The organism is Bacillus sp. ISL-78 (assembly GCF_018613455.1).
In the GTDB taxonomy this organism is placed as follows: Bacteria; Bacillota; Bacilli; order Bacillales; family DSM-1321; genus Peribacillus; species Peribacillus frigoritolerans.
Map to the genome: position 1 here is coordinate 272,001 of NZ_JAGGQC010000003.1, position 11,876 is coordinate 283,876.

Here is an 11,876-nt window from a genome sequence, read left to right on the forward strand (position 1 = left end):
CTATTGTTATCATTATATGAACGGCTTTGATTTTTACAACATTTTCCTTGGCGTATTTATTTCCTTGTAGTGATGAACAATTTTTGTTATTTTTTAGTTAATAAGTGCTTCTTTCAATTGAAATTGGGTATATAACCATAATGAAAAAGCACTTAACCTGGCTTAGTACACTTCATAGAGACCCTCCTCGTAACAGCCGGAAGTTTCCTTTTTCACAGCCCCAAAACTTATAGAATCGGAGTGGTTTTCATGGAATTTTCATCCATACACCATAGACCTAATGACAATTACGGCTATCCTATCAACACTGAAACCCTACATATCCGCCTACGTACGAAAAAACAAGATATCTCCTCAGTTGGATTGATTTTTGGGGATCCTTACATTTCAAATAATGGTCAATGGCAGTACGAGGAACTTCCCATGAGTCTGTCGGGCAGCGATACCCGTTATGATTATTGGCATATCTATGTGAAGCCTCCCTACCGAAGAATTCGATATGGGTTCAAGGTATCGGCAGAAGAAGAATGCTCCATTTACACGGAAAAGGGCTTCTTCAAAGAGCCTCCCCGAGATCCCGGATGCTATTTCGCGATTCCCTATCTCCATCAAAATGAAGTTTTCGGGGCACCGGAATGGGTCAAAGATACAATTTGGTACCAAATTTTCCCTGAAAGATTCGCGAACGGAAACCCCGCCAACGACCCCGAAGGTGTGAAACCCTGGGGAAGTGAAGACCCGGCGGTGGATAATTTTTTTGGCGGGGACTTCGAAGGAATCATTGAACATTTGGATTACCTTGAGAATCTCGGCATCAACGGAATTTATTTCACACCAATCTTCCATGCCTACTCCAATCATAAATACGATACGATTGATTATCGGAGTATCGACCCGCAATTCGGAACGAAGGAAACATTGAAAACACTAATAGCCGAATGCCATAAACGGAATATACGGGTCATGCTGGATGCCGTTTTTAACCATAGCGGCTACTATTTTCCCCCTTTCCAGGATTTACTCGAAAAAGGGGAGAAATCGAAATATAAGGATTGGTTCCACCCACACAGCTTCCCTCTTAAGGGAGGGGAAAGGCCCAATTATGAAACATTCGGTTTTTTTGAATCGATGCCAAAATTGAATACGGCAAATCCGGAGGTGAAAGAATATCTGCTCGAAGTCTCGACTTATTGGATCAAGGAGTTCGATATAGACGCCTGGCGGCTCGATGTGGCAAATGAAGTCGATCAGCCATTCTGGCGTGAATTTCGAACAACGGTGAAAAATATAAAGCCTGACCTTTATATCCTTGGGGAAATTTGGCATGACTCCATGCCTTGGCTTCGCGGCGATCAGTTCGATGCCGTCATGAATTACCCTTTCACCAACCAGGTCTTTCGCCTGGTCGCCTCACAAACCATCAATGCACGCGAGTTCACTGATGAAATGACAGCCATCTATCACAGTTATCCAACCAATGTTTTTGACGTGACATTCAACCTTCTTGGAAGCCATGATACACCGCGGATTTTCACGGATTGCGGGGAAGATTTAGCTAGAGCCAAGCTCATTCACGCAATCTTGCTGACATTCAATGGCAGCCCTTGTATTTATTATGGAGATGAAATCGGCTTAACCGGCGGCATGGATCCAGGATGCCGAAAATGCATGGTCTGGGAAGAAGAAAAACAAAACACCGAGCTACTCAATGAAATTAAGGCATTGATCTCCTTGCGAAAAGAAGAACGGTTACTTGCCAATGACGGGGAGTTCAAATTCCTAGATACTGCCGGAAACGAAAATATCGTGGCCTACCAAAAGTATAATGAAAAACGGTCTGTCGTGATCCTCATCAATCCGACCGATGTCAAGCAATCCTTTACCCTTCCTGTTGATTTGAAAGGACGTACACTAACGGATTTAAGAACGAAGGAAACCACACAAGTTGGCAAATTCGAATTGGGTGGTTATCAATATAAAATTCTCGCAATCAATCATTGAGGCAAATGAAAACGGGGCGCTGATAATCATCCGCCCCGTTTTTTTCACTCGATTATTTGAATATCATATTCTTTGAACCATACATGGGTCTGTGCCAAATGCGCGAGCAATTGTGGCCCTGACATCAATTGACCGAACCATGGCACTTTAAAAGCCGCACCCTTGGAGTCCACTATATCGGTTAGCTTCTGTTTATCGAAAAATTCATGCAGGATCGAATTTTTATCCGTCAGTAAGTCTTTCAACCACGCCTGCACACGGTCTGTATATATAGGGTTATGGGTTTTTGGATATGGACTTTTTTTACGATACAATACTTCATCCGGTAATAGCCCCTCCAAAGCCTTCCTGAGAATACCCTTTTCACGGTTGCCTTCCATTTTCATTTCCCACGGAATGTTCCATGCATATTCAACAAGACGATGATCGGCAAATGGCACGCGCACCTCTAGACTTGCCCCCATACTCATCCGGTCCTTCCGGTCAAGGAGCGTCGTCATGAACCATAATAAATTCACATAGAAAAGCTCTCTCCGCTTTGCCGCTATACCGCTCTCCCCTTCCAATTTAGGCGTTTCGGCAAGGGTGGCCAAATAAGCTTCCTGGGCATATTCCTCCAGCTTCAATTTCTCGCGCCATCCCGTTTTCAATAAAGATACCCGCTCATCCGTCGATCTCATCCATGGAAAACCAGCACGATTCAAATCATCCTCACGGTGAAACCAAGGATAACCTCCAAAAATTTCGTCCGCACATTCGCCGGAGAGGCCTACGACAAAATCCCGCTTGATTTCCTTACAAAACCAAAGTAAAGAAGAATCGACATCCGCCATGCCTGGGAGATCCCTTACAAGGACAGCTTCCGTTAAATAATTTGTCAACTGCTCTTGAGAGATGACCGATGAATGGTGAACCGTGTTAAAACTATCCGACATCTTTTTAATCCAATACCCATCGGAGTTTGGCTGGAAATCATTTGCCTTGAAATAACGCTCATTATCCTCATAATCAATGGAATACGTATGAAGCTGGCCTTTCCCTTCTTTTTGATAGGCATTTGCAGCAATGGCCGTAATTGCGCTAGAGTCAAGCCCTCCTGATAAGAAGGTACAAAGCGGAACATCAGATACAAGTTGCCGCGTCACTGCATCTTCGACAAGGAAGCGAACCTTCTCGGCCGTCTCATCAAGAGTATCCCGATGTTCTTCGCTTTTCACATTCCAATATCTCCAAATCCGGAGGCCTTTCCTTGATAAAGTAAGCGCATGGGCAGGCCTTAATTCTTGGATATTATGAAATACGCCTGAACCTGGCTTCCGGGATGGACCAACACCAAAAACTTCAGACAACCCTTCGCGGTCAATCTCCGTTTTAACATCCGGATGGGCCAGAATCGCCTTCAGCTCCGATCCGAAAATGAACCCGCCGTCCCTTTCCGCATAAAAGAATGGTTTTACCCCCATGCGATCTCTTCCGACGAATAATTTCTGTTCCTTTTCATCCCAAATCGCAAACGCAAAAATACCATTGAACAAGTCAATGCATTTTTCTTTCCATTCTATATAAGAAGTTAGCAAAACTTCTGTATCAGAATGACCGTTAAAGGAATATCCTTTTAATAATAGCTGTTTACGAATATCCTCGGTGTTATATAGCTCACCATTATAACAAAGCGTATATCTGCCGTTTTCTTGATTTTTCGTCATCGGCTGTTTTCCGCCTTCCGCATCGACAACCGTTAACCGTTTATGACCAAAGGCAACATGGGCTTCGCTCCAAACATTATCTTCGTCAGGCCCCCGCTTTGCCAACGTTTTTGTCATGTTTTCCAGCGTTTTCGTTTTTGTCCGTAAATCTTTTTGAAAATGCACCCAGCCTGTTATCCCACACATTTTACACTTCATCCTCTCTATCCGGACTATCAAAAATATATTGGCTCCCTGTCTTAAAAAGATTTACAGTCCCTAAGTATCGCTCAGCATCATTCCATAGGGCCACCTGCCAACAACGCCTGGCGTCGTTAATGAATTGTTGAGCAAAGCATCCCGTGTTAAACATAGCCTATGCAAAGACGGAAAGATGGTTATTTGTCCATAATATTTTAAAATATACAGTTATATTTTCATTGGATTTTGACTAAAAAGTAGGTGAGGATTCCACTATTGGAGGTATATGTATGAGTCAGCAACAACGAACTAAGTTAATGAATAGGCAAACAAGAGCTTTTACCGAAGGAACAGTGGAAAATATCAATCAACAATGGATTTTTTTCGATGATGAAACAGATGAGGCCTGCTCCATTGAAGACCACGTTGACACCATCATCGAAGTGTACAGGGGCGGGCGCTGGCAGCAAGGAGTAATTGAAGAAGAGGGAAAGATCCTGCTTCATCGGGAAATCACCTTCTTAAGGGAAAATGAGCCCATTCGGATACGCAAAAAACTGCTCTACTCTTTTGAACGTTTATTGGAAGAATTGAACGATGATTCCTTTTTCCAATTTGTAACGACATTGAATTCACTTGATTTTTCTATTTATGATTGTATATATAGCTATAACCAGCTCACTTTTTTAAGGGCCGTCCCAAACCAGTCCGGCGTGAATTTCTTCACCTTTGATAACGAGAGCCAAATTTGTCTCGTTCAGCACCATTTTTCTTACGGGAAAAAGGATCATGACCGTTTTGAATTCACCCTGAACACCGGAAAAAGGATCGTCATTGAGAAAGTGAATTCACAATAACGGGTAAAAGAAAACGGGTAAATGAGATTTCCTCATTTACCCGTCTTTAATTCTGTATTAAAAAAAGTCCATTCCTTGTGGCAGTGAAAGTCCTAAATAAAGGACGAATACAAGCGCTACGATGAACAATATCCACATGGCACCTGTGCTTTTTCTTTTTTTCGTACGGACCAGCACCATTTCCATCGCCGCAATCACGATGATACCAACAATCATTTTTACTGCATAGGCACCAAAATCAGTGATCAGCATGCCGCCAGTAAGGAAAATCAATAGATAGAACAACCGTGTTATCATATGTAGCATTTTCGCTTTCGGGTTTGCACCTTTAAGCATCGAATATGTGACAAAGAAAAGAATGATTCCGATAACCCAAGCTGTAATATGCATATGTGTCATTTTTTTGCCCCCTCGTTCAGTTTCCATTTCATCATATCATAGGCTTTTACAAAAAAACAAAACTAAGTATCCACCTGAATGGGTAAAACCAACAATTTAATGAACATCATTTACATTTCTCCTTAACGGGTCCCTACCTGCGCATGACCGGCTTTTTACCATACGTAAAAAAACGCCATATATATTCAACCGGTCCATATTTATACAGACCCATCCACAATAAGGAAAGCAGGGTTTGCAGACAAAACAGCGCTATTAGAAAAACAAATCCTGTCGTATATGAGACTGATCCATATAAACCAAGGCCATATGAATAAAAAATGCCCGTACATACCATCGATTGGAACAAGTAATTGCTCATCGACATCCTTCCGATATACGAAAGCGGATGTAACAGGCGGGAAGCCCCAGCACGTTCCGCCAAAATCGTGATTGCCGTGATATAAAAAATCGTAAGTAACGGTCCTCCCAAATAATCCTGGACGAATATCGTTCCAAAATGGTATACCGTCACATATGGCAGCATCTTGATTGACATGCCCAATAGCAAGCTTACGATCGATATCGCTTTCAATTGTCGATTATATTGGGTTGGATTTTGGAGAAAGCCTTGTTTTGCCACGCCTGCTCCCATTAAAAAAAACGGAAAAATCGATAAAAAAAGGATAATGGCATTAAAAGGGTTGTTCACCATATACCAATCCAACGCCCTTTGACTCATCAGTTCCGGAAATGTACCAGATTGATAAACTTCCAAAGACTGTTTCATCATCGCCGAATCAGTCGTGATCGCCATCCCTTCCCTATCAAAAATGCCCATTATAAGAAATAGAGAACCCAATATCGCAAAAGGCAGGACATAACAAACCGAGCCAAGCAGAATTAAATTCCGGCCCTTCATCTTATAAAAAAACAAAAGTGCAAACCCAAATACAGCATAATTAATGAGGATGTCCCCATGCCAGATGAAGAAAGCATGAATACAGCCCAGTATCAGCAGGAAACTTAGCCTTTTCATATATAGTAACGGAAATGAAATACCCTTTTCTTCACTCCTTACTGCCAAAATGATTGCCCCGAAACCGAACAGAAAGGCAAATAACGGATAGAAGCTGGCCTGTGCGACTATATCGCTGAATCTGTACAAAATACCATCCCATCCTCCTGCCCACCGCTCGGCACCATCTATGTACAAGAGCGGGGAGTGGAAAGAAGGCATATTCACTAAAAAAATCCCTAAAATGGCTAAGCCACGTAAAATATCGATGCTTACGATCCGTTTACTTTCCTGCAATGGTACCATCGCGCCCTTCATAGGTACACCCTCTTTCATTCATACAGATTTAACATCTTTTCTATATCTCCATTGCATCACCTTTAACTTTCGTGACCGCTTTTTGCTTTTTTATCAGTATGACAAACAAGCTGCCCAACAAGCAAAAGATTCCTGCAAGGAAAAATGCCCATGTATAGGAGTTGAATATTTTGAAGATAAGCCCTCCACCGTACGCCGCCACTGCTGCACCCACCTGATGGGCCGCGAATATCCACCCGTATACGATCCCGCTTTTCTCCATGCCAAATACTTGCCTTGAAATGCTTATGGTCGGAGGAACGGTCGCTATCCAATCCAACCCATAGAAAACGGAAAAGATTATCAATAGACCGATAGAACCTTCATTTAATGCAAAAGGAAGTAATACGAGGGAAGCACCCCTTAGAGCGTAATACCAAAACAACAGCCACCGGTTATCAAAACGATCTGATAGCCATCCGGATACAGTCGTACCAATCAAATCAAAGATTCCCATGAAAGATAGCAGAGATGCTGCCGTCACAACCGGTAAACCAAAACTAATGCAGTAAGAAATGAAATGTGTCCCGATCAATCCACTCGTTGAAAGTCCGCATATAAAAAAGCTACCTGCCAATAACCAGAATTCCTTCACTCTCACTGCTTCAATCAACGACTGAAAAGCCATGGCGATGGGGTTCTTATTTTGGACTGTAACAGCCTCCTGCATTTCCTCTTCCAATCCATATGGAAGAGTCCCGACTTCCTTCGGATTATTTTTCATGAATAAAAGGATGATTGCCAGCATGATCAAGCTAAGGACCAAAATTAATCCAATCGCCCATCTCCACGAATAACTCTCATTGATGATGGCTAAAACCGGAAGTAAAATGAGCTGGCCCGTGGCCGTACTTGCCGTCAGTATCCCGACCGCCAGCCCCCGCCTCTTCTCGAACCAACGATTTGCCACATATGGACTCAATACCGTTAAAAACACCCCAGAACCCAATCCAATGATAATTCCCCAAATTAAAATGAGCTGCCACTCATGCTGCATGAAAAAAGTGAGGAGAATCCCTGCCAATAAAGTTGACATGGCCAATACCATCATCTTCTTCAATCCAAGCACTTCAATTAGGGCTGCCATGAATGGACCCGATAATCCATAAAGAAAAAGACTTATGGCAAAGGCTAAAGAAATGACGGACCGGTCCCACCCGAACTCATTTTCAAATGGTACGATGAATACTCCCGATGATGACCTGACGATTCCGGCTACAATAATCGAGAAGAATGTTATGATTAAAATAACCCAGCTATAATGAATACGTTTCAATGCTCTCCCCCACAATCCAAACTGTTAAAATCAACATAATGAAAAAAGAAAATTATAATAATTTGAAATATTTTATAATAGTAACACTTTATCGTTAAACAAGAAGCTTTATTTCAAAAAAATTCCAGTGTTCCTGATTGACCTTCCCTTATCCAACAATGGCATGAGTTAGCGGCTTACATATCAGTGTCCACCTCAATCTTCATTTCATCAGGATCGGTATCTGCATAGCTTAATATGAAACCGAATTTAAACGGCAACAAAAAAAAAACGCTGATCATTTCTGAACAACGTTAGCGAGCTTCAATTAACGAATCTGCCTGTTTTCCCCTTAGATTCCCAATAATCATTACGGAGATGGATTTTTTGTATTTTCCCCGATGCCGTTTTTGGAAGCTCATCGACGAACGACACACTGGTAACTGATTTAAAATGAGCTAATTTTTCCCGTGTGAAGGCCTTTATATCATCCTCCGTTAATTCCACGCCCATTTTTGGCACGATGAAGGCATGCGGTGTCTCTCCCCACTTTTCATGCGGAACGGCAATGACCGCCGCTTCAAGAATGTCCGGATGTTCGTAGAGTATTCCTTCCACTTCTATTGAAGAGATATTTTCTCCGCCACTAATGATTATATCCTTTTTGCGGTCTACTATATCCACATTCCCGTTTTCATCGATTGTGGCCATATCCCCTGTATGCAGCCATCCATTTATCAGTGTCTGGCTGGTCGCTTCTTCATTTTTCCAATAACCTAACATCACTCCATGGCTGCGGACGATAAGCTCGCCGATATCCACGCCATCATGGGCAACTTCCTCACCATCGTCATGGATAACCTTTACCTCACTGCCTATGATGGGATATCCGGCTTTCGCCTTCATTCTGTATTTTTCTTTTTCCGGAAGATCATCGAATTCAGAACGAATCAGCGATATCAGACTGACAGGTGTTGATTCCGTCATTCCGTAAATTTGAATGAACTCCCAGCCTAATTCTTTTTCCACCCTTGTAACGAATGCAGGAGGCGGAGCGGAGCCCGCAACGACGATTCGGATATCCTGCTCGATATTCTGAACATTCCGTTCATAATATTGGAACAGTGAATTCAGAACCGTCGGTGCCATATGCATGATGGAAACCTTATGCTTTTGCAGTGCATTAAATATCATTTCTGGGCTGGTTTTCCTCAAACAAACTTGAGTGGCACCATTTGCCGTATAATAAAATGGCGCCCCCCACCCATTCACGTGGAACATCGGCAGTACGTGCAAATATGTATCGCGGTCATTGACCCTGAAATGATGCATAGCACCCAAGGCATGTAAATAGTTATTGCGGTGAGTCAGCATCACCCCTTTGGGATTTCCTGTGGTCCCGCTAGTATAAAGAAGGCTCGAAACATCATTTTCATCCACTGACTCCCGGTTAAAACACTTGTTATCATAACGTTCCAGCCAATGGTTGTAATCGGTTTCATTTATCTCCTCATCCTTATAATGAACGATTATGTGCTCCACCGATTTAAGTTCGTCCTTGACAGGGGAAATTAGATGATACAATTCCTGATCTACGAAAAGGACCTTGGACTCGCTATGGTTCAAAATGAAAACATATTCTGCAGGCTTCAAACGGATATTCAAGGGAACGATTACTGCCCCAAGTTGAAATACCCCATAAAAGCCTTCAAGCATTTCAATTGAGTTAGGTGCCAAATATGCCACCTTATCACCCTTTTTGACACCGATATCCCTTAAACCATTTGAAAGCTGGTTTACACGGCCATTCAGCTCTGAGTATGTTAAAACCTTGTCATCTCCAATGATGGCTTTCTTATCTCCATATAGTAGGGCTGCTCGATCTAAGAAATGCGATAATACTAATGGTACATTCATTTCCTCACCTCTATCTTCATTTGAAAGTTCTGAATTATCATTATATTACCATATCTGTTACCAAGATTCCAATAATACCAACCGTTGTTATATAACAATATATTAATAGGCAGATGAATCACATCAATCTTGAGTCAACATACAATACAGTGAAACCCCCATCAGTGATAGGCTCATGGCCTGAGATTCATGGGGAAAACCTGAATAAAAAAAGGGTGATCTTCTTGCCGGCCATCGTAGGAATCGTTCAAGTCATCAACGTCGGTAGCAGTGGAATTGTCCATATTGGTGACGTCTTTAAAATTAATCCATATTCAACCTCAAAAACGTTTGCAGGTGCTGGCTCTTTCAATACAGGTGAATCCATATCCCTCTATAATGCCTATAGCACCACGAATACAAATGATACTGATGGTGTCGATCAGCCACTGGTCCTAAATCTCTAATGTTTTAAGAAAGGAGTCAGCATGATCTTCAATATTCACCAGACCATACAAATCAATATGATAAAAATTGAAAGCATCGCCAATTCATCCGTTTTTCAAATAGGAAGTGCCGGAGTGATTAAACCATATTCGACATTAGCCAATACCGGTGGATTCACAGGGCCTGCTCCCCAAATTGAAGCTGATGTAACCCCATTACCCAGTTTCGTCCCATTTACATCCTCCTAGTTCATAGGCATTCACCTACATCCAACTTTTTCATATACTGTCATATATGAAATTAACTTACTGTGAAGGTGAGGTGTTGAATCGTGAATCAGGATCTATATTCATATTCCATACAAATGCAGCGTTTTCTTGAAGCCCAGGATAAACGAATCATGAAACTTGAACACGAAATCAAACGCCTGACAGATGAACTTGCCGAGCTGAAAAATAAACCGCCAATCCATGTTGATAAAATTGAATATAAATTCGATCAGTTAAAAGTCGAATCTTTGGATGGAACATTGAATATCGGTTTAAATCCAACTGACCTTAACAACATAGATGAATTTGCCGTCAACAACCAACCTGTTCAGCCTGCCCCTAACCTATTTCCAGGCAGGGAAATCGTCGTCCAGGAAATTCACAACGAAATCCTTTCAGACTTGGAAAATATGATCACCGATGCTGAAAACCAACTGAAAACATCATTGGAACCCTCATATCATGACTTCATTAAGCAAGATGTCGAACGCCAGCTTCATCAACGCATCAATATGTATTTCGATAACCTTTCTTACGCGGAACGCGCTCCGCAACAAAGGGAGAATATCAAGGAAAAGATCAGGGAAAAGGTGAAATCCGATATTCAAACTGCATTATTACAATTCATTACACATTCACAAGCCGAGACAGGAGGAAATTCAAATGGAGTTTAATGTAACCAATCATCAGCTATGTGTAGGAGATATCAAAATTACCGGTGTAGCAAGCTCTGCTTTATTTCTCATTGGGGATGTACAAACGGTCCAACTATCCTCAGCATTCGATACCCCACCGGAATCTCTGATCATCGGGCCATTCGTACCGATTACTCCAGAAGGGTAAAAAACATGTTTTCAAGAATATCAAAAGTAAAATCTATATTTTCCGACACGGTATCATTCAGCTCCTCCATGCAAATTGGGGACACCTCATATATTGACGGGAATTCCCTGGCTTTAGCCGTTCAAAAGAAAAGTGAAACTTTCGACTCAGTCGATATTCATTTCGAAGACTATGACATTTTTAAGAAACCATTTTATATCCCAAGATTGAATGAACCAGTCATATCAAGTTTTTCAAATCCGAATCCCTTCATACGGGTCGGCAATATCAATATAATCGGGGTATCAGCCTCATCTGTGGTTGGTGTGGGGAACGTAGGCCATGCACGTATGGAATCAAGAGTGAAGCATATTCGGGTGGTGCCTAAAGAAAACGAAGAGACGCCAATCGAGGATTCGACCAACAACACTTAAACTATTAAAGGAGGGGTTCATATGCCTGCCATTATCGGCCCGGTTCAAGTATTTAATGTCGCGCAAGGAAACCTGCTATTCGGTGATTGCGCCGTCATTTCCCCTAAGTCTTCCTCCAAATCCGTTTTCGGATCTGGTTCAGGGAACACAGCTGCAATCACCTTCACGGCCAATGGCCTGAATGGAAGCAATGTCCTTGATGTCAATGGGGTCGACCAGCCCATTACAGGGAATAATTAGTCAAAGAAAAAGCCTC

Annotated in this window: 13 protein-coding genes; 8 read left to right on the forward strand and 5 right to left on the reverse strand. The window is 42.1% G+C overall.

The genetic code is table 11. From position 1 onward, the window contains the following. Positions 1-249 precede the first annotated feature (249 nt). Positions 250-2,001, forward strand: coding sequence for a glycoside hydrolase family 13 protein (locus J7I96_RS03795; RefSeq protein WP_214769314.1), 1,752 nt, complete (start codon positions 250-252; stop codon positions 1,999-2,001). Positions 2,002-2,045: 44 nt separating this feature from the next. On the opposite strand, the gene asnB is transcribed toward J7I96_RS03795, so the two are convergent. Then, a complete protein-coding gene (gene asnB, locus J7I96_RS03800; RefSeq protein WP_063596487.1) occupies positions 2,046-3,893 on the reverse strand; it encodes an asparagine synthase (glutamine-hydrolyzing) in 1,848 nt (615 codons plus the stop codon). A 284-nt stretch (positions 3,894-4,177) separates the two neighbouring features. On the opposite strand from asnB, the gene J7I96_RS03805 reads away from it, so the two are divergent. Next, on the forward strand, positions 4,178-4,744 hold the full coding sequence (locus J7I96_RS03805) for a DUF2777 domain-containing protein (RefSeq protein ID WP_214769316.1): 567 nt from the start codon (positions 4,178-4,180) through the stop codon (positions 4,742-4,744). Positions 4,745-4,801: 57 nt separating this feature from the next. Here the strand turns inward: J7I96_RS03805 and J7I96_RS03810 are convergent, their stop codons facing one another. The 4 genes from J7I96_RS03810 to J7I96_RS03825 all read right to left on the reverse strand — a co-directional run bounded on the left by J7I96_RS03810 (position 4,802) and on the right by J7I96_RS03825 (position 9,669). Further along, on the reverse strand, positions 4,802-5,143 hold the full coding sequence (locus J7I96_RS03810) for a YisL family protein (RefSeq protein WP_048686864.1): 342 nt from the start codon (positions 5,141-5,143) through the stop codon (positions 4,802-4,804). Positions 5,144-5,276: 133 nt separating this feature from the next. Then, positions 5,277-6,458, reverse strand: a complete 1,182-nt coding sequence (locus J7I96_RS03815) for a DUF418 domain-containing protein (RefSeq protein WP_214769319.1) — start codon at positions 6,456-6,458, stop codon at positions 5,277-5,279. Positions 6,459-6,498: 40 nt separating this feature from the next. Beyond that, a complete protein-coding gene (locus J7I96_RS03820) occupies positions 6,499-7,773 on the reverse strand; it encodes an MFS transporter (protein ID WP_214925535.1) in 1,275 nt (424 codons plus the stop codon). Between the two features lie 303 nt (positions 7,774-8,076). Then, entirely contained in the window at positions 8,077-9,669 is a 1,593-nt protein-coding gene (locus J7I96_RS03825) for a long-chain-fatty-acid--CoA ligase (protein ID WP_214769323.1), read from the reverse strand. Between the two features lie 224 nt (positions 9,670-9,893). On the opposite strand from J7I96_RS03825, the gene J7I96_RS03830 reads away from it, so the two are divergent. The 6 genes from J7I96_RS03830 (at position 9,894) to J7I96_RS03855 (ending at position 11,860) form a co-directional block, all read left to right on the forward strand. Then, on the forward strand, positions 9,894-10,115 hold the full coding sequence (locus J7I96_RS03830; RefSeq protein ID WP_063592643.1) for a spore germination protein: 222 nt from the start codon (positions 9,894-9,896) through the stop codon (positions 10,113-10,115). A gap of 21 nt (positions 10,116-10,136) precedes the next feature. After that, the gene (locus J7I96_RS03835) at positions 10,137-10,343 is read left to right on the forward strand and encodes a spore germination protein GerPB (protein ID WP_098864169.1); all 207 of its coding nucleotides are present in this window, start codon (positions 10,137-10,139) and stop codon (positions 10,341-10,343) included. Positions 10,344-10,495: 152 nt separating this feature from the next. Next, the gene (gerPC, locus tag J7I96_RS03840; RefSeq protein WP_251025158.1) at positions 10,496-11,038 is read left to right on the forward strand and encodes a spore germination protein GerPC; all 543 of its coding nucleotides are present in this window, start codon (positions 10,496-10,498) and stop codon (positions 11,036-11,038) included. Continuing rightward, the gene (locus J7I96_RS03845; RefSeq protein ID WP_098864170.1) at positions 11,028-11,207 is read left to right on the forward strand and encodes a spore gernimation protein GerPD; all 180 of its coding nucleotides are present in this window, start codon (positions 11,028-11,030) and stop codon (positions 11,205-11,207) included. Before gerPC ends, J7I96_RS03845 begins: the two co-directional genes overlap by 11 nt. Positions 11,208-11,212: 5 nt before the next feature. Further along, on the forward strand, positions 11,213-11,620 hold the full coding sequence (locus J7I96_RS03850) for a spore germination protein GerPE (protein ID WP_098864171.1): 408 nt from the start codon (positions 11,213-11,215) through the stop codon (positions 11,618-11,620). A gap of 21 nt (positions 11,621-11,641) precedes the next feature. Beyond that, positions 11,642-11,860 carry a spore germination protein gene (locus J7I96_RS03855; protein ID WP_053534103.1) on the forward strand — a complete coding sequence of 73 codons (219 nt, stop codon included), beginning with the start codon at positions 11,642-11,644 and terminating at the stop codon, positions 11,858-11,860. Positions 11,861-11,876 lie beyond the last annotated feature (16 nt).